This window comes from Brevibacillus sp. NRS-1366 (genome assembly GCF_050467985.1).
In genome coordinates, this window is record NZ_JBITPN010000022.1 from 74,268 (window position 1) to 92,807 (window position 18,540).

At 46.5% G+C, this 18,540-nt stretch carries 15 protein-coding genes and 3 pseudogenes; 4 read left to right on the plus strand and 14 right to left on the minus strand.

Annotated elements, in window-relative coordinates; translation table 11 throughout:
• Nucleotides 1–4 precede the first annotated feature (4 nt).
• From ACIFQN_RS16955 to ACIFQN_RS16975, 5 genes are all read right to left on the minus strand, one after another.
• A complete protein-coding gene (locus ACIFQN_RS16955; protein ID WP_429834210.1) occupies nucleotides 5–1,096 on the minus strand; it encodes a response regulator transcription factor in 1,092 nt (363 codons plus the stop codon).
• Nucleotides 1,093–1,881, minus strand: a complete 789-nt coding sequence (locus ACIFQN_RS16960; RefSeq protein WP_429834211.1) for a sensor histidine kinase — start codon at nucleotides 1,879–1,881, stop codon at nucleotides 1,093–1,095. The genes ACIFQN_RS16955 and ACIFQN_RS16960 overlap by 4 nt, the downstream gene beginning before the upstream one ends.
• A gap of 24 nt (nucleotides 1,882–1,905) precedes the next feature.
• On the minus strand, nucleotides 1,906–2,796 hold the full coding sequence (locus ACIFQN_RS16965; RefSeq protein ID WP_429834212.1) for an ABC transporter permease: 891 nt from the start codon (nucleotides 2,794–2,796) through the stop codon (nucleotides 1,906–1,908).
• A 16-nt stretch (nucleotides 2,797–2,812) separates the two neighbouring features.
• A complete protein-coding gene (locus ACIFQN_RS16970; RefSeq protein WP_429834213.1) occupies nucleotides 2,813–3,739 on the minus strand; it encodes an ABC transporter permease in 927 nt (308 codons plus the stop codon).
• Nucleotides 3,740–3,815: 76 nt separating this feature from the next.
• Nucleotides 3,816–5,465 (minus strand): ABC transporter substrate-binding protein, encoded by a 1,650-nt coding sequence (locus ACIFQN_RS16975; RefSeq protein WP_429834214.1) that lies wholly within the window; start codon nucleotides 5,463–5,465, stop codon nucleotides 3,816–3,818.
• Nucleotides 5,466–6,037: 572 nt separating this feature from the next.
• On the opposite strand from ACIFQN_RS16975, the pseudogene ACIFQN_RS16980 reads away from it, so the two are divergent.
• A pseudogene (locus ACIFQN_RS16980) lies at nucleotides 6,038–6,684 on the plus strand (LysR family transcriptional regulator substrate-binding protein).
• A gap of 154 nt (nucleotides 6,685–6,838) precedes the next feature.
• On the opposite strand, the gene ACIFQN_RS16985 reads toward ACIFQN_RS16980, so the two are convergent.
• Entirely contained in the window at nucleotides 6,839–8,530 is a 1,692-nt protein-coding gene (locus ACIFQN_RS16985; RefSeq protein ID WP_429834215.1) for a DUF6138 family protein, read from the minus strand.
• Between the two features lie 543 nt (nucleotides 8,531–9,073).
• Between ACIFQN_RS16985 and ACIFQN_RS16990 the strand changes: the two genes are divergently transcribed.
• Nucleotides 9,074–10,336, plus strand: a complete 1,263-nt coding sequence (locus tag ACIFQN_RS16990) for a serine hydrolase (RefSeq protein ID WP_429834216.1) — start codon at nucleotides 9,074–9,076, stop codon at nucleotides 10,334–10,336.
• 160 nt (nucleotides 10,337–10,496) lie between these two features.
• Here ACIFQN_RS16990 and ACIFQN_RS16995 read toward each other — a convergent pair whose 3' ends face one another.
• Complete coding sequence (locus ACIFQN_RS16995; protein WP_429834217.1) at nucleotides 10,497–11,078, minus strand: TetR/AcrR family transcriptional regulator; 582 nt, start codon at nucleotides 11,076–11,078, stop codon at nucleotides 10,497–10,499.
• 337 nt (nucleotides 11,079–11,415) lie between these two features.
• On the opposite strand from ACIFQN_RS16995, the gene ACIFQN_RS17000 reads away from it, so the two are divergent.
• Nucleotides 11,416–12,633 carry an MFS transporter gene (locus ACIFQN_RS17000; protein WP_429834218.1) on the plus strand — a complete coding sequence of 406 codons (1,218 nt, stop codon included), beginning with the start codon at nucleotides 11,416–11,418 and terminating at the stop codon, nucleotides 12,631–12,633.
• A 257-nt stretch (nucleotides 12,634–12,890) separates the two neighbouring features.
• Here the strand turns inward: ACIFQN_RS17000 and ACIFQN_RS17005 are convergent, their stop codons facing one another.
• The 4 genes and pseudogenes from ACIFQN_RS17005 to ACIFQN_RS17020 form a co-directional block, all read right to left on the minus strand.
• Entirely contained in the window at nucleotides 12,891–13,529 is a 639-nt protein-coding gene (locus ACIFQN_RS17005) for an RNA ligase family protein (protein WP_429834219.1), read from the minus strand.
• Between the two features lie 14 nt (nucleotides 13,530–13,543).
• Nucleotides 13,544–14,506 (minus strand): AAA family ATPase, encoded by a 963-nt coding sequence (locus ACIFQN_RS17010; protein WP_429834220.1) that lies wholly within the window; start codon nucleotides 14,504–14,506, stop codon nucleotides 13,544–13,546.
• A 166-nt stretch (nucleotides 14,507–14,672) separates the two neighbouring features.
• A pseudogene (locus ACIFQN_RS17015) lies at nucleotides 14,673–14,738 on the minus strand (spore protein); the annotation flags it as partial.
• Between the two features lie 34 nt (nucleotides 14,739–14,772).
• The gene (locus ACIFQN_RS17020) at nucleotides 14,773–15,207 is read right to left on the minus strand and encodes an SRPBCC family protein (protein WP_429834221.1); all 435 of its coding nucleotides are present in this window, start codon (nucleotides 15,205–15,207) and stop codon (nucleotides 14,773–14,775) included.
• 190 nt (nucleotides 15,208–15,397) lie between these two features.
• On the opposite strand from ACIFQN_RS17020, the pseudogene ACIFQN_RS17025 reads away from it, so the two are divergent.
• Nucleotides 15,398–15,828 (plus strand): annotated as a pseudogene (locus ACIFQN_RS17025) (VOC family protein).
• 61 nt (nucleotides 15,829–15,889) lie between these two features.
• Here ACIFQN_RS17025 and fahA read toward each other — a convergent pair.
• The 3 genes from fahA to ACIFQN_RS17040 all read right to left on the minus strand — a co-directional run bounded on the left by fahA (nucleotide 15,890) and on the right by ACIFQN_RS17040 (nucleotide 18,416).
• The gene (fahA, locus tag ACIFQN_RS17030) at nucleotides 15,890–17,152 is read right to left on the minus strand and encodes a fumarylacetoacetase (protein ID WP_429834222.1); all 1,263 of its coding nucleotides are present in this window, start codon (nucleotides 17,150–17,152) and stop codon (nucleotides 15,890–15,892) included.
• 29 nt (nucleotides 17,153–17,181) lie between these two features.
• On the minus strand, nucleotides 17,182–18,129 hold the full coding sequence (locus ACIFQN_RS17035; protein ID WP_429834223.1) for a hypothetical protein: 948 nt from the start codon (nucleotides 18,127–18,129) through the stop codon (nucleotides 17,182–17,184).
• Nucleotides 18,130–18,191: 62 nt separating this feature from the next.
• Nucleotides 18,192–18,416: a DUF1450 domain-containing protein gene (locus ACIFQN_RS17040; RefSeq protein WP_429834224.1), complete on the minus strand. Its 225-nt coding sequence runs from the start codon at nucleotides 18,414–18,416 to the stop codon at nucleotides 18,192–18,194.
• Nucleotides 18,417–18,540: the final 124 nt, after the last annotated feature.

The following is an 18,540-nucleotide window of genomic DNA, read 5'->3' on the forward strand; positions in this document are numbered from 1 at the left end:
GCCGTCACGCACCTGATGTCAGCCGATACTCTCGCGGTGACTGTCCCTGAAGCTTGCGAAAGGTAACAGCGAAGTAATTCGGACTGCTGAACCCAACACAGTGCGCGATGTACTCGATGGAGAGAGCCGGATTGTCGAGGAGCTCCTTTGCCTTTTCGATCCGAAGCTTTGTTAAAAGATCGACAAACGTCATACCCAGGCGCCTCTTTAATATCCGACTCAAATGAGATGGACTGATATGCACCTCTGCCGCCAGATCATTGATTGTGAGCAAGACGTCATAATGGTTTGACAGAAAGCTGAGACACTGCCCGATGATCGCCTCTTCTTTGTTTTGCGAAGCCTTGATGGCGGAAAAAAAGGATTTACGCAAGACATCCAACGATTCGACCCGCTCTCCCACCCCATACGTCCAGGGCTGCTCGGGATACGTTTTTTCCCATTGCAGCTTGCGATAGGCAAGCTGCTCGCTGAAATGCTGTACCTGCCGATCGTCACCTGCATGGGCAACGTATACCCAGTACCCTTCAATCGGCTGCGGGGCCGCTACCGCGCCTGGAATGGCAACAGGAAGTTGTTCGTCATCTGTTTTTACTACCAGTACGAGATTGGGGGTAAACGATATTTCGGGCCTCCAGGCGGATTCCGGAACCTTCCCTCGCAACGGATGGATCCCGATCCATTGCTCGATAGCAGTTTGCAAAAGCAGTGGCCTCACATTTCGTTTTGCCGCCAGCTCCTGGAGCATTTTTTCATATAATTTGATCAGCTCGAAAGGAACGACTGGCTTTAAGATATAGCCGGAAACCCCGAGCTCCATCGCCGATTTGGCATAGTGAAATTCGCCATAGGCGGAGATCAGCGCGACCTGAACATCCGGCCAGCGTCGCTTGATTTTCTCTAATGTCTCCAGGCCGTTCCATCCTGGCATTTGAATATCCAGGAAAACAATATCAGCCACTTGCTCTTCCATCAGGGATAGTGCTTGCATTCCGTTTGCAGCCGAACGGACCAGGGCATTCCGATCATGCGAAGAGAGTATACTGTTCAGGTTCAACAGCTCCAGTGGTTCGTCGTCTACGATCAGTACCTTCATGCTTCCACCGCCTGATATTCGATCTTGATCTGACTGACTGTCCCTGACATTAGCCTACGGATCGTCAGCCCGCTTTCTCTGCCGAAATGATGCACGAGACGCGAATGAACATTTTTCAATCCGATTCGCAGCTTACCTTCGCTGCTCTGGTAGGTCTTTTTCCACCTGTCAAACTCTTCGAGAACCCGTTCACTTATCCCGGCGCCATTGTCCGTTACCTCAATTTGTAAAATCCCCTGCCAATAGGTCGCGATGAGAGCGATCGTCCCACCCGAAATCTGGGGCTCCACCCCATGAATACAGGCGTTTTCTACAAGTGGCTGAATGGTCAGGAGCGGGATCGGCAATTCCATCGCCTCTTCGTCTGCCCGAATATGCCAGGTCAAACGTGGCCCAAATCGAAGCTCCTGCAAGGTTAAGTAATGCTTGACGTATTCCAGCTCCTCCCGAACGGTCACGAGCGGTCCGGATTCCTTCAAGTGATAGCGCATCAGCGAGGCTATCGCATAAGTGGCTTGTTCAGCCTCCCGTTTTTTGTCAATACGGATGAGTGTGGAGATAATGTTCAGGGCGTTAAACAAAAAGTGTGGCCTTATTTGCGAAGACAACTGCAAAAATTTAGACTCTTTCAAGAGCACTTCCAGCTCTGCCCTTTTTTTCTCAACTTCCAAATAATCAATTTCTTTTTCGGTGATCAAAATCACCACAATCGTAGTCAGACCGATAATCCCGCCCACGATCCCTAGTACGATCACAAACGTAAAAAGATTGAGTGAAAGCAGCATAGACCCTCCCCGAATTTCTTTTGCCTACGCCCTCCGCTGCTTCGGATCGAGATAGTCTCGCAAACAGTCACCAAATAGATTGAAAGCAATGACGGTTATCATGATGGCAAAACCTGAAGCTAACGCTGCATTTACGGAAATCAGCATGTATTCGCGTCCCTCAGAGAGCATGTAGCCCCAGTCCGCTGTTGGCGGCTGCACGCCCAGCCCAAGGAAGCTGAGTGCTGCCAGATCCAGAATCGCGTACGCAAGGTCCAGCATTGCATTGACTAGAATGGCAGAATAACAGTTCGGCAGAATATGACGAAAAATGATCCGTGTGTGGGAGTACCCGAGCGTCCGGGCAGCTTCCACGTACGACTGTGACTTTTCCACCATTGCCACCGATCGTACGATTCTGGAAATCATCGGAATATACACGATCCCCAATGAAATGATGGCGTTTTCAAATCCGCGTCCAAACGTAGCGACAATGATAAATGCCAGCAATAACGACGGAAAAGCAAGCATCACATCCCAAATGCGGTTGATGATGCTGTCCACGCGGCCACCGAAGTAACCGGACACAAGCCCCAGCGGTACTCCAATCAATAGTGAAATCAACACGACGAAAACGGCTCCTAGCAGCGTGGTACGGGCACCATACAGAATTCGGCTGAAAATGTCGCGTCCCTGCTTATCTGTACCAAACCAGTGATCTGCTGACGACGACTGCATGGAGAGAGACAGATCCTGCGCGTCTGGATCATGAGGAGCCAGCAGTGGTGCGAAAAGGGCGATCAATACGATAATTAATATCAGCCCCCCGGAGATGATCGCGGTTTTATTGCGAAAAAAAGGAGAAGCAAGCACTCCTGCTCTCTTTTTGACGGGGACTGCATCTTCCGTTTTTATATGAACCGGCGCGATAGCCATATGGACTCACCCTTCCTTACTGGTAACGAATCCGCGGGTCGATCACGGCATAGAGCAGGTCGACAAGCAGGTTTAAAAGCAGAAAAATGACGACCATAAAAAGAATGGTTCCCTGAACAACAGGATAATCGCTGGTCTGAACGCCATTGATGATCAGACTACCAAGCCCTCCCAGGCCAAACGTATATTCGACCAGTACCGTCCCTACCATTAAAAATCCGATTTGCAAGCCGGTTACGGTGAGGAGAGGAATCAGGGCATTCCGCAATCCATGCTTGAGAATGATAACGGCCCGCGGCAATCCTTTCGCAATCGCCGTCTGCATATAATTCGTGCTGAGTACATCAATCATCCCTGAGCGGGTAATCCGCATGATGAGAGCAATCATATTGACAGCCAGTGCAAACGACGGGAGCAGCAGATGCGTCAGGTTGTCTACAAATCCTTTGCCTGCTCCAAAGGCTGGAAGCCAGTTGAGTTGAAAGGAAAAGAGCAGCACAAGCAAAACACCCGTAAAGAAAACAGGGGACGACATCCCAGCCAAGGCAAACAGCGAGGATAAATAGTCTACCCACGTCTGCTTTCGCATCGCTGCCAGTATCCCGAGCGGTACGGCCATCACCAGAGTCAAGATGATGCTCATAAAAACAAGCTGCAAGGTCATTGGCAGACGCTCTGCGATCATTGCGGAGACCGATTGCTTCATTTTGAAGCTCTCTCCCAAATCGCCAGTCAACGCATTTTTCAACCAGATGGTGTATTGCTCCCATACTGGCTTGTTTAAATGGTATTTTTCCCGGATATTCTCCAGCACCTCTGGCGTAGTTTGATGACCGCCTACCATGATCAGTGCCGGGTCGCCTGGAACCAGCCGCGACATGCCGAAGATAATAACCGAAACGACAAACAAGATCGGTATGAGCAGAAGAAGACGCCTAGCCACATAGTGAACCACTTGTTTCTACCGCCTTTCTAATGGATAGTTTGGCGTAAAAAGCGGGCAGGTTGAAGCCTGCCCGTCACTCTGCAAAATAAACATCCTTCATGATTGGCTGCCAGAAAACCATCGGGGAGATTTCGTACCCTGCGACGTTTTTCGAGGTGATCATAAAATGCTTCTGATGGCTGACGACAATCCATGGTGCATCTTCCGCAATGAGTTTTTCCGCCTGGATCATCATCTCGCTTCGTTTGGCGTCATCGGTCAGTCGTCCTTGTTCGATAAGCAGTTTGTCTACTTCCGGATTCTTATAGTTGGCGAAGTTCGACCCACCGTCTGCAGCATTGGCGGACAGGAACAACGGCTGCAGGCTGCCGGTCGGATCCGGGAAATCGGAGTTCCAGTTTTGAATCAGCATATCGTAATCGCGCGCCCCGCCCCATGAACGGGTGTTGAGCTCTTCCCCTGTCACTTTCTCCACTTCCAGATTAATTCCCATTGGTTTGACGGCTGCCTGCAGAGCAAGAGCGATGTTCATCCGCAAACTGTCTCCGTCGACGAGGATTTTTGCATTGAACCCGTTCGGCACGCTGGACTGCGCCAGCAGCTGTTTCGCTTTTTCCAAATCGTAGCTGTAGTCAGGAATTTCTTTGTAAGCGGCTTCCCACTTCTCATTTTCAAACAACCACAAGGCTGGCGGGACTGGCACCGATTTACCTGCAACACCTGCATCCTTGATTATCTCTTTCACAATTTTCTGCTTATCCAGTGCGTAGTTGATCGCTTGGCGGACTTTTACGTCATCAAATGGCTTGCGCTGTGTGTTCATCGCCACAAAATCGCTGAGAAAGCTGTCTGAACGACTGATTTTTACGCTGTCCATCTTTCCCACCACTTCTTGCAGGTCAATCGGCAGCGTAATCGCCATATTGATTTGGCCCGTCTTGAGTCCCGTCACTCTTGTCATCGCTTCCGGTATCACCTTATAGACAATTTTGTCCAGGTACGGACCACCAGTCTTGTCCCAGTAATTCGTATTCTTTTCCAGAACGATTTCCGACCCGGTTTGCCAATTCACATATTTGAAGGGTCCTGTCCCCATCACTCCGCCATCCGGTTTGCCAAAATTGCTTGCGTGTGCTTCATAATACGCTTTGCTGATGACGTGGCCTGCGGGTGTCGCCATGGCATATCGCCAATTGGAATCGGGCTCTTTCAGTGTCACTTTGACAGTTGAATCATCTACTTTTTCGATCTTGTCCACATTGCCATACATCCAGCCAAGATAAGAGGCCGTCTTGGGATCACGCGTGCGTTCCATGGAAAAAATGACGTCGTCTACGGTCATTGGGGTTCCATCTGAGAATGAGACCCCTTTTCGAATGTGGTAAACATACGTCTTGGAATCTGGATTTTCCCATTTTTCCGCAAGACTTGGTACGAGCTTTGAATTCTCATCAAATTTTAAAAGACCCTCGGTAATCTGATTGACGACGGTAGAGAAGTCGTACGTAAAGGCTGGGTCCAGGGAAACGATGTCCTGATAAAGCGCATACGTAAGCGTTCCACCTGATTTTGGAGCTACTGTTCCAGGTGTTCCCTGCTCCTGTTTTTCACTGCCTGTCCCCGTGCCAGGTGATGAGGATGGTGCGCTGGAACAGCCGGAGACAAGGACCGCAAAGGCCAGACCTACGGAACTTGCAACAGTAAAGATCGTCTTTCTTTTCAAGTTGACTCCCCGTTTCTAATTGTTTTTTATTAATTCAGAATTATAGGTCATGTAAAAAGAAATAGATGCGTAATTCTTGCATGCAACTTGCAAAATTTGATCATCTTCATCATCATGCTCACAGCACCATTCTTGTCCAACTAAAAAAAGACGGATGACAAGCACCCGTCCTCTGTTCCAGTTCCTTTATTTCACGATATCCGCAAGGTCGTGTCGGATGACCTTTACCAAGCTTGAGATCGTCCCGAGATGCATTCCTTCGTGTACGATAGCGAAGTTAACCACCTTCCAACTGTTTCGAATCGCAGGGGTCCCATTTCAATCGGCGATTGCAAGGGCTGTTCCAAAGCACTGGCGGAAATTTTTGTCAGGCTCTCAAGCTGAGCAGTTAAGTACTGTACAAGCTCCATTCTTTCCTCGGGGGTGCAGCAGTCCAGTCAGCCGGCTTCGTTCCCGTATGAAATATTTCCGCATAGGCTTCCGGCAGGTTGGAATGAAACGGCAAACCAATCGAGAGGAAATAATCCAGGCAAAAGACGAGTATTGAATACGCACGCACCGCTATCGATGAAATGAAAAATGCAGGAGGTGGCTCCCTTACGATCGGTGTTCTGCCCGGAGATGCGGATTTGCTATTTGACGCTTTGCTCGTTGAATTTCATCGAGTTTATCCGAAAATATCCTTATCCGTGATTGAATCCACTAAAATCATGGAACAGGTTATCCATGGCGCAATCGATATTGGAGTCACAACAACGCCTATTCCCGACGAACGAATTACGGTTATCCCATTACTTCATGAAGAATTTGCATTGGCCATTCGATCAGACCACTCACTCGCCTTTGTAGAAGTCCCTTTGCCGAGCTTCAGCATTTGAAGATGGTCATGTTTCCACCCGACCATCAAGTCAGACAGTTAATCAGCCAGTATTGCCTGCAAGAAGGCTTCCGCCTGCAACCACATATTGAAACCACTACCTTATCCTCCCTCATTTCTTTGGTAGAACAAGGAATCGGCGCATGTGTCTTGCCCCGTTTGCTTCTCGAAAACCTCAGTAGTGATCAGATCGCCATCGTTTCTCTTTTTGATCCAACACCGAGTCAGGACATATGCCTTGTATACCGCTTAGACAAATATATGGGATATGCGGCTAAAGCATTTATGGATACGTTGGAAACGTACATTCAAACAGCGATAAAGAATGCTCACAGGAAGTAAGTCCGAGCATAACAAAATCAGCTGTTCCCTCCCTTTTTGCCAAACAAAAAAACAAAGGAGGGCCACTTGGCCTCTCCTTTTACTATCTGTCAAGATTGACGGAGAGTGACAGATCATTGGTCTGTAATCGTATACGTATCTTTTATAAGCAAGATCAAACTCCTCTACGACGCTCGCACTTCACTACAATTTCAGACAACACTGCTTCCTTCTCTCCCTTTGCTTTGGCGGCAATAGCCTTGAGCTTCTCGGCTCCACCCCAAATGATAAAAACAATATGTTCCACTTCATGTGGTCGAAGATCCCTGATTCTCTCCAGCAGCAGCCGCAGATTCTCCTCGTCTTCCATCTCTTTTTTGATCTTCAGCTTCATCGAGTCTGACCCGTGTAACAAGCAACCCACAAAAGTGGGCATCGTCACTGCATTCACACCATGCTTTTCAATGAAGGCAGCAGTAAAGTAGTCTTGGACGGATTGGTGCTCTTCATCGACCACTTTCATATAATCCTCGACCAGAGGAAAATAGCACGGGTCGAGAAGGCCGAGGCCAAAGACAGCATAGGTGCCTGGCATGCAGTTCTTTTCCCCTTCGGTATCCCCATACCACTCGAATTCTTCCATCGCCTCGCGGGCATACTCCTCCAGCAGCGGGAGTAGATTCGGGTATTGCATTGCGTTCGCAAAAAAGCGATGGGTAGCAGACTTCGCCAAGCCTTTGATCGGTAAAAACTGCTTTGCACTTGATTTCAGCTTGATTTGATAGCTTTTGGGAAAGCCTTGACGCAATAAATGGCATACAAAACGAATTGCTCGTGCATAGCTCTCCTCGCTTTCCTGCTTGATGGAAATAGTCACCGTAGCAAATATATCATTCGCCTTGCATTCCACGAATTCATCGCTAGTATATACCACTTCCTGGGGGAAGGTTCCACTGCCTTCTTTCATCAAGAGAGGCGCTTTCTTGCTTCCCAGTTCAATCGCCCGCTCCAGAAAGCCAATCCCCCTGTCACTGCTATAAGCTGGCTCGTATTTTATGATGGACACGGCAGTATATAATAGAAGATCCATCGTATTTTGGTCGATGCTTTCCGGATCGACGTCGCTTTTCTTTGTATACTCCTTCTGGTTCCATTTCTTCACGTGGATGTCAAAACAACGCGGAAGAAGCTTTTCCTCTACCCAATCACGCAAAGCATTCACAATATTTGCCCGATGCTCCTTAAGCTTGTCTTTGTTCCCTTTATTCAGTTCCTGAATCTTTTCAAAAACAGTAATGATCTTCCCCGCATCCAATTCGGGAAATAACTCTTCATCCAAAAGATGCCTGGATAGAAAAAATGTCTCCAACGGTTTTGTTGGTCTTTCCTTCGTTTCAAGCTTCGTTGAGAGGTAGTCAGTGATTCGGTTGGAAAGAAATTCCTTTTTCTCTTGATCGACTTGCCTTAAAATCGGCAATTTCACTTCGCCTTCCTGTGTCCGAAACTTTCCGTCAAACGAAAATTTGTAATGGATCAACGCCTTGCTCGGCAGACTGCTCAATTTTTGTTGCATATGTAGAGCAAGCTGGGGTACCAGCTGCTCCCTGACTTGCACTTCTGATAACAACTCCTCACTTCTCGTCTTCCCTTTTGGCGAATCAAGGTCAAAGTCAAGCTCATCAAGCTCTATGTCTGTCACGGTTGCCCGCCCCTTGGCATATTCCAAAAGGGCGCTATCATGAATCCCTACCTGCAGTGAAGTCCGTTTCACAATGGTTTCGGCATCCTTGTCGCCGATATAGACAAACCACTTGTCGATCGCTTGCTTCATATCATCGAGAGTCGATTCGAGATAAGTATGAACCATTATGTTTGCCGCCTCCATACACGTTTTTGCCTGTAAAAATACAACCTTGCCTTGTCATTTCTATGAATCCATCGACTGTGAATGATTTCTATTATAGTGAATTTACGTGGTCAGTCCACCAATGATTGCCATAAAAAAAGACACTAACTTGTGTGTTAGTGTCAGAAACGCTTTGTTCGTTATTGTTTGAAAGACGTTTTTCATAGAATTTTGGTCAAAACAGATCATTCGGATTTACACGAGTGACTTATCATTTCAAAAAGTATAACCCCCGTGATTTTTTTCACTTCGAGAGAAACACATCCCAAAAACACGAATTATATACAAAAAACACAAGTTAATGTACGTGTTTTTCTTTACCATCTAGTTGCTTCTCTTCGCACCCTTTGTTATGACCAGAAGAATGCTAACTAAAGCTAATCTAATTTAGCTATTGGATCTCGCAAAGGAAGTTAACCTTGCTAAAAACAATAAAGTTCCACCTCATTAGAGTACTTCTCCAAAGATGTTATGGTAAAATATCCCTCATGGGAGGCGAAGAAAATGACTGACATTCCCGATCGACTGGAAGAATATTTAGCGGAGTATGAACGCAGCTGGCCCTTAAGCGGAACCGTATTAGTTGCTCAGCATGGAGAGGTATTGTTTAGAAAAGCATACGGTCATGCGAATATCGAGCATCGTCTATCCAACTCCATTGATACCAAATTCAGAATATGGTCCATAACAAAATCGTTTACCGCAATGGCAGTAATGATGTTGTACGAACAGAAACTACTCCATTTCGAAGATCGTTTGAACCGTTTCTTACCTGAATGGAACCATTTACAAGACATTACGCTCGCTCACTTGCTTTCCCATACATCTGGACTAACCAATTACACTTACCTTCCTGAATACAACAAACGTCTGAACAAGCTAAGGCTTTCTCAACAAGACGTTCTAAATTTATTTGTAAATAATCCCCTTGCATTTACCCCGGGCACTTCTTTTGCTTATAATAATTCCGGTTATTTTTTGCTTGGTGTGGTCATTGAAAAAATAACTGGATCGACTTTCGAGAACTATATCACGGACCATATACTTATTCCTCTTGGGATGAAGAATACTGGCATTGACAACAACCAAAAGGTCATCCATAACATGAGTTCCGCTTACAACTCTTCATGGGAGGACTTCATTCCATGTGAGTATATCGATATGAGTTCCATTTTTTCAGCCGGGTCCATGTATTCGACAGTCGATGATCTCTTCATATGGGACCAAGCCTTGTACTCTGAAAAACTGGTTTCGAAACCCACAATGGACATGGCTCTGCAAACCACCTGCTGTAACTACGGTTTTGGGTGGTTTCTTGACAACCATCATAATCGGAGAAGAATCTATCACGGCGGTGCATACCGTGGCTTCCGAAGTGAAATGCATAGATACCCTGACGACCAGGCTACCGTCATCATGTCAACGAATTATGATTTTGTTCCCATTCGCAAGCTAACTGAATCCTTGACAGCCTTACTATTTGGGGGACACGTACCAATGCAACGGCGTCCAAATGAAGTTCCACTTGAAAAAAGGGTGTATGAGACTTATATGGGAACTTATGAAGGATTCGGCTGCACGGCCACTGTAGATCGAAAAGGCGAGCAATTGTATTTTCTCTGGAATGAAGAAGCCGTCATTCCTTTTTATCCGACATCAGAAACTACCTTCCATCATACTTGGTATGATTGGGACTGCACTTTTACACGAAATGATAAAGGTGAAATTTCGTTCCTGGGTATGAAAAAGGGAAAACCGGGTGAGTAATTACTCCCCGGAAATGACTCGGAGCAAGTTTCCATGACTGCTGTGCATCGAATGAATAAAGTTACCCAAAAAGCGCGACTTCTTTCCGGGAAGAAGCGCTTTTCTAATGAAATACCCCTCCGTTATCTTTCGCAGTCTGTACTCAATCTATTAGGCTCGATTATGCAAGCAAAGAAAGAATGGTTGCGACAGTTTGATTCACAAACATTTTATCAGGACGTGATTTCATCATTACAGTCAGTCCGATCAACGACACGACCATCGTGTTTGCAATTGCTTTTGCATTGATTTCAGGCTGGAATTCTCCCGCTTTCTTTCCCCGCTCAATCGCTTCCTGAAAGATGACGGAAAGATACAACTGATGTTCACGTGTCAAAACTTCAAATCTTGGATCGTGGGGAGCCAGCTCCACCATCGTATTGATACAAAAACATCCACGGCTGAGATTATCATCATAGGCCTGTGATACTATCTCTTCAAAAAGGATGCGTATAGCGTCCTTGGCTGAGGAGGTGCTTTGTAGTCGGCCTCGGACAAAGGAGGCGTGCTCCTGTATATATTTTCGCAAGGCCCTCTCAAATAACTCTCTTTTCTCTCCAAATGCTGCATAGATGCTCGGTTTTTGAATTTCCATTCGGGATGTGAGATCACTCATAGACGTTCCTTCATACCCCTTCTCCCAAAACACCTGCATCGCCTTCTCAAGTGCCTTATCCTCCTGAAACTCGCGCGGTCTCACCATCGCTTCTCCCTCTTTTCTATTCGAACCGTTCTATCTACATACGAGGAACTTAATTAAATACCAATCGGTATAATACATAATAACAACCCCTGCCTTTGCTGTCAAATATCATTCATTTGCAAAGATACACAAATTCGCTCCCTTTCCTGAAGAGCTATTGCAATCTTCTCCAAAAACCGATGAGGAATTCACTATTGACAACAGATAAAAAACGAATGTAAAGTAGCTTCACAACAGTTATTTACCATTCGGTATGAAATGACCTACTGTTTTACCGGTCGGTATGAAATGACATGTTGAGAACCCAATCCCTATCCAGTAAGGAGTTGAGAACCATATGTTCCTGCCTCAAAACCAAGAAGGCGCAATAAACGATCCTGCCTCCTCCCCTTCACGCAAGATGGCACTGCTATTTGCAACTGCATGCGGGATGGCGGTTGCCACAATCTACTTTGCCCATCCATTGTTGGATGACATGGCAAGAACGTTTGGAATTACCCATTCCTCAGTAGGTATTGTGATTACCGTAACACAGTTATGTTATGCCTTTGGCCTCTTTCTGCTTGTACCGCTAGGAGACCTATTGAATCGACGCCGGTTAATCATTACCCACATGCTGCTCCTGGTTTTCGCTTTGATTGGTGTTGGCTATTCGCCATCTAGGATGATGCTTTTTGCGAGTTTAGCTGCTGTCGGCCTACTCGCTGTGGTAACACAAACTCTTGTCTCCTATGCTGCGTCCTTGTCCGAATCGCAGCAAAGAGGAAGTGTCGTCGGCATGGTAACGAGTGGCGTTGTCATTGGTATTTTGTTAGCTCGCTCGTTTGCTGGCATATTGACTGATCTGGCGGGCTGGCGCTCCGTTTATCTCGTTTCTGCTGTGCTCATGCTAGCTATGTCAGGAATTTTGTATCTGAAACTGCCACGTGATGAACGCAAAAAAGAGTCGTTGTCTTATGGGCAGCTCCTTCAATCGACACTCTTACTCTTTACCCAAGAACGAATCCTGCGCATCCGCGCTGTGTTAGCATTCCTAATTTTCATGGCGTTTAGTATTTTGTGGACTTCATTGGTCCTGCCACTTCGTGCAGCACCACTTTCCTTATCCCACTTCGCCATTGGAGCGTTTGGTTTTGCAGGAGTTGCTGGAGCATTGGCAGCTGCGCGGGCAGGCAAGTTAGCAGACCGAGGTCTTGGCCAAAAGACGACAGGCATTGCCCTCTTGTTGTTACTATTTTCATGGTGGCCAATCGGTATGATTGAACAATCCTTATGGGGAGTAGTCGCAGGTGTTATCCTTCTCGATCTCGCCGTGCAAGCCGTGCATGTAACGAATCAAAGCCTCATTTTTACTGTTCGACCTGAGGCGCGCAGCAGACTTACTGCCAGTTACATGATCTTCTATTCCATAGGCAGCGCTTCTGGTTCGATTGCTTCGACTAGTATGTATGCATACGCTGGCTGGTACGGTGTTTGCCTGTTGGGTGCTATTGTTAGTGCCGTAGCCCTGATCTTTTGGGGGGTAACCTATCGTGAACCGCAACAAACAGCATAGCCAGATCCATCCATCCTTACGCAGATAAAAAGCATGACGATTCGCTTTTTCCTGGCGAATAATCATGCTTTTCCCCATCATGTAAAGAGCCCTCGGGTCATACCTATCACCCGTGCTGTATACGAAGATAGCTTCTACAATTACCAAACCATTGGTTGGTTATTCTATAAAACCATCTTGTCGAGTAAATATTCGTTTCAAATGAGTCGTTTCACTAGCGAATTACATGATTCTCAATCCCTTCAAAAGTCATTATCTTAGTAGATTGGTTTTATCCCATTCGGTACAACAGGTTCAGATAGCCAGTGTTTGCTCGTTTGAACATGATTCTTCCGTACGAATTTAGCTGCTGACCACTTAAAGTCATCATAATGAAATCCATCCGTAAATCGAACCACGTATCCTTCCTGTTCCCCACCAAATACAGATTTCTTAGTGTAGCAATTCTTGATGGTCTTTTCATCCCAAATCCCTCGATACAGGACAGGGGCTACTTCTAACCCTAAGAGAGCTGCCCACTCGTTTGTTTCATCCCACGGCAGACATTCATTTTTTTCATTCCATATGGAGAAAACGTAGAAGTAACTGGTGAGGTCTTCGTAATAAATGGAATGTTTTGCGTAAACATTTTCACCGCAAATCCTCCAACCCTCTGGAATGTGAAAAGATATCATGCCTTGCAACATTTTCACCCAATGCCTTGATTCATGGTCTTTACTATCAATGGACCTCGCATGAATGTAGTCTCTGTACAACGTCGTGTTTTCCCCATCCAGTTTTTCGGTAACGACCACTTCTCTTCCCTCGAAGTGATGAACGACTCTCAAGATTTTATCATCGTCGGTACGACTTCTGGACCAGGGTAAATGAAACGTCCTTGGGTATTTATTCTTCATTTGATTTCACCTCCTTATTTTGCGTACGAATCCGCCTCCTTAAAGAAGTAAAGCTTCCATAGATTTTCATCACCCAATAAATGGTAAATATCCGATATATCTTGTTGTGTCCCGTAATTGATCTTCATGTGCATTTGAATCAAATTTACTGCTTTGAAGATGAAATCATCATCGAAGCCAAGCTCTTTCAAGAAATGGCAAGCCAATTGTGCTGAAACGTATTCATGTCCGTAGTAGGAATAATGACCTCTCAACGGTTTGTACGTTTTACAAAATGGTTTTCCTGTATCGTGGAACAAGGCCACCACTTGCATCAGAAACTTGTCTTCTTCCGTGTAAAAAGCATTCACATAATCCAAAACATGATAGGTGTGTTTGCATAGCGTATGTCGGTGATGAGGATTCTCTTGATTAAACTGATACATGTCCTTAAAGCAAGGTATTTCGTTCAATTTCTCAAACAATTCTTCATAGGCTGGCTCGTTCATTACCAATTGAACAAATTCATCTTTTTCAATGGAATAGGGCATGCGTTCATGCAGCAAATGGATGTGGTCCCAACCCTCGTTCCTAATCGGGAAATGGAAATTTTTCCTCATTTTCTTCAGGATGTATTCGTCCACCGTTCTTTTTCGAGAACGATTACGCTCCAAACACATCGAATAGGGAACATCTACGTAATAGCATTCTTTTTGCGAATCGGGAAATTTGGATAGAACTTTCGTCCGCTTCTCTCGATCAATATTGGTCGCATCCAATATGACACTCTTTCCGCTCGCAAGCTCGGCCTCTATTCTCGAATATACCTCGTAGAACACTTGGGCAGTTCTCTTTTGCCTGTCTTCATCGCCAAAGAGATTCTGTCTGATTTCATCTGTGGACACGATTGTCGCTCTTTCTTTTTTAGCGATTTCTTTTGCCCACTTACTTTTTCCGCTACCAGCTATGCCTGCCATTACAATGAGTTTGTTCTTCATTTTTCTCACCCCCTTTCAATAGGAGCAGAATACTTGTATGCTCCACGTATATTCATCATACCAAATTTTAGTGATTGTTTCCTATGCAAAAAAAAATATCCCTCCTATGAGGGACCTTCATCCGAAACATTTGCTGTTCAGCGTATTGAACCAACCGCTTTGTCATCTAACCGCCGACAGAACCATTTTCGCGTGATGTCGTGTCAGCTCCCAGATCGACACCAAATTCTGCCCCACGCAAAAACGTTGTCCACTCGTTAACGACATCAAATGAATAGAACGCTTGACTTTAGTTTTTCTGCGATCATCGTCAATGCTTGTTCCCAGCGTTGCTTCATCGCTTCTCTCATTTTCATATCTACCAGCTTTTCCTGGTGGAAACTGATCGTCGTTTTGTCTGGACCAGGAATGAGAAAGCGAACCTGCAAGGTGGACGGCTTGGCCCACTCTGCTTTATTCCATGTCATTCGCACTTGCTCGCACGGCTTCACAACCCTGACCTCTCCCGTAATCCCATCTTGGGTCGCATACGACTGTCCTTTTTGCAATGAAATATGGTCGATGTCTCCCAGCCAAAGGTGCAGGCCTTCTGGCGAAAAAAAGAACTCCCATACTCGCTCCGAATGGACGGGAATCGTTCTTCTCACACCAATCTGATAGCCTGCGGCGGCCGTTAATCCAACCGGTTTTTGCGCAGTCATTCATGATTCCTCCGATCAAGGATGGATGTAAGTTCGACTCATGTTTTACCAACCTTTTCATTCTCCACCATGAACCTAATCCCCTTTTCGAAATCACATTCCGAGGTATATTTCCCTGAAAATCGCTATTAGCTAGAGACGTAATCGCGCCCGATTTCAACAAATTCGAAAAAGAAAGGAATGAACGTGAATGGCTGTAAATGCTTACCTCAATTTTAACGGAAACTGTCGAGAAGACGTCGAGTATTACACGAAGGTTTTTGGTCAAGAAAAACCGCAAATCATGGCCTATGGAGATACGCCCCTCCGACCCTACCTGAGGAAGCAAAGCACCTCGTCATGCACACCCGCCTGATGATCAATGGAAGCCCTTTGATGTTCTCCGATGTCTTTCCCGGAACGCTATTCGTGGCGGGCAACAACTTCAGCCTGGCTATCGTCAGTCCGGATCGGGAAGAAATCGAATCCTACTTCCACCAGTTAAAAGATGGCGGACAAGTAAGGATGGAGCTGCAAGAGACATTCTGGAGCAAATGCTACGGCAGTGTCATCGACAAATTCGACATCGAGTGGCAGTTTAATTACGAGCCCGGCGAATGCGGTACGAAAGACATAACCTGAAGAAGAGGGCATCCCTTTGCGGATACCCTCTTTTCTCTATCTGCTGATTCCGCTCAGGCTGCTATTCAAAAGCAGGCAGCACATGGCCAGTCACTTCTCCAAAACCGATCCGGTAGCCATCCCCCTGGCACCAGCCAGTCAATGTAAGCTGGTCGCCATCCTCTAGCCACACTCTTTTCTCACCATTTCCGAGCTCGATCGGCTCGGTTCCGCGCCACGCCAGCTCTAGCAAACATCCACGGCTTTCTTTTTCGGGACCACTGATCGTTCCCGAAGCCAAGAGGTCACCCGGCCGTAAATTGCATCCGGCCACAGTATGATGAGCAATTTGCTGTGCCATGCTCCAATAAAGATGTTGGAAATTACTCGTAGCGATGCGCTGTGGCTCTGCCATACCCGCTCCTTGCAAGTGCACCTCTAGTCGAATATCAAATGAAGATTTGCCTTGTGCCCGCAGGTAAGGAAGCGGCTCAGGCTCTTGATTGGGGCAAGCCACACGAAATGGCTCCAATGCCTCCAGCGGAACGACCCAAGGCGAGATCGAGGTAGCGAAATTTTTCGCCAAAAACGGTCCAAGCGGTTGGTATTCCCACGACTGAATATCACGAGCACTCCAGTCGTTTACAAGAACGAGACCAAAAATTTGATCCTCGGCATTTTCAACTGCGATCGCTTCCTCTCTATGATTGCCGGGGCCGATGAACCACCCCATTTCTAATTCAAAATCTAATTGCCGACATGCCCCAAAATGGGGTGCGGCCGCATCCGGAGACTTCATTTGCCCTTTTGGCCGACGTACGTCTGTTCCGCTTAGCACGACAGAACTCGCACGTCCGTGATACCCGACAGGCAAATGCAGCCAGTTCGGCATCAAGGCATTTTCTTTGCCCCGGAACATGATCCCAACGTTTGTTGCATGTTCTTTGGACGCGTAAAAGTCGGTGTAGTCACCAATCTGAGCCGGTAACAGCATCTGGACGTCCGATTGTCGCAGCAACGCAGTATTACGCAGGACAGTATGATCGCGCAAGGTTGGTTCGTCAGCCCGGAGCAATCGTTGGACCTGACTGCGTACCTCCCCCCAGGCCTCTTTCCCGAGAGCCATAAACGCATTTAAGGACGACTGATGAAATAGCCTTTTTCCACCAACCGACGTATCAACAAAAAGCCCAGCTTCATCTACCACAGATAAATCAAGAACGTATTCACCAATAGCAACACCGACCCTGCCCTCGCCGCCACTTTTTGGACGAAAGACACCGTACGGAAGATTCTGAATAGGAAAATGGGATTCAGGACTGATCTCTATAAAAGAACGTATCACTATGACTCCTCCTTGTATGCACTTCTTGATTATAAAAGGCCTAATGCCTGTAAATCCTCGCGCGGTTCGTCGAAGCTGCAACTCCCGTATGAGAACAGCATGGATTCGCGGAATTGTTGAATCCGTTCCAGAGAGAGACTGTATTCACGCCACGCCAGCCCTTCTGACGTAAAAGCAAAGCTACGAGCTTCTTCATCTGAGAGGATTTCTGTGATTGTCCCTAGATTTAGAAAATGAGCATGAGCAAGCAACCCTGCAAAAAAGACATTGAGAAACCCGTGCATTTTTGTACCCACTTCCCCGCGGAACATCCGTACAGGATGATGGAGCCCTGCAGTGAACTTCATCGGGATGCCTCGATCTCGGCAGCTTGCGAGGACAGTAGCTACTTGTCCTGGTGTTGGAAAAGCCTCGGGCAGTACACCCCCTGTTCGCAATTTAAGACCGAGAACAGCTTTATTGGAAAGATTGTGTGCAGAAAGCATCTCAAGCGTTCCTAGCATTAGGCGTTCCCAGTCGTTTCCGAGGGGAATCGTCACTTCACAAAAGGCACGGAGGTTATGCTGCACAGCCCCATCCGCAATAGCTGCTAGCAATTCTGCCGTAGGGAGAGCAGACGGTAATGGCAGCTCGAGCACCCCCACTTTTACAAGCCCTGCGTGACGTTCCCGAAACGCTGCGATCTCTTTTAAGTCGGCACGCAATGCTTCCAGGCATTCATCTGCACAAGTACTCTTCCGTCCGATTGCGGATATAACAAGCGGCCTCTCCTTGGAAAATAAGGGGAGATGAGGATCAAGTTCTGTAAGTTTTGTAGCGGGAATCACAAAGCTTCCTAACATCCAGGCATCTTCACCAACCTGGTATGCAGCATGCTGGCGGATGGCTGTTTCGAGAGGCAAGCTCGCGGGCGGAAAAAGTCCAGCATAATCAATCAGGTTCGTCATGAATGGGATAATCCCTGTGTTCATCATCATGTCCACCTATCTTCCACTTGTTAATTTCCATTTTCCCCTCTGATCTTCCTGTTAGAAAAGAATCATTCTCCCAGGTAGTGGCAAATGTTGTTCATCAGTTCATAATCCGTATACCCCTTAATATTCTTTCCGTTCACCAATGCAAAGGGCTCCACCAGACATTGACCACAATAGTTCAAGCACCGATGGTCTTCCACTTCTGTATTTGGCATTTTTCTCAGTTTCTCTTTCATCTCTGACTCACGAGTAAGTTGATTGCAAGGACAAAAACGAATTTTGTTCCCCATTTCGTTCACTCCTGAAAGTGTTATCTTTATTGGAATAATCTGATAGTACTATCCCCGTTTCTTCTGTGCAAATGCATACGGTGACGCGTTTGTCCTTTGATTCGGTTATCCTTTGATTCGTTCA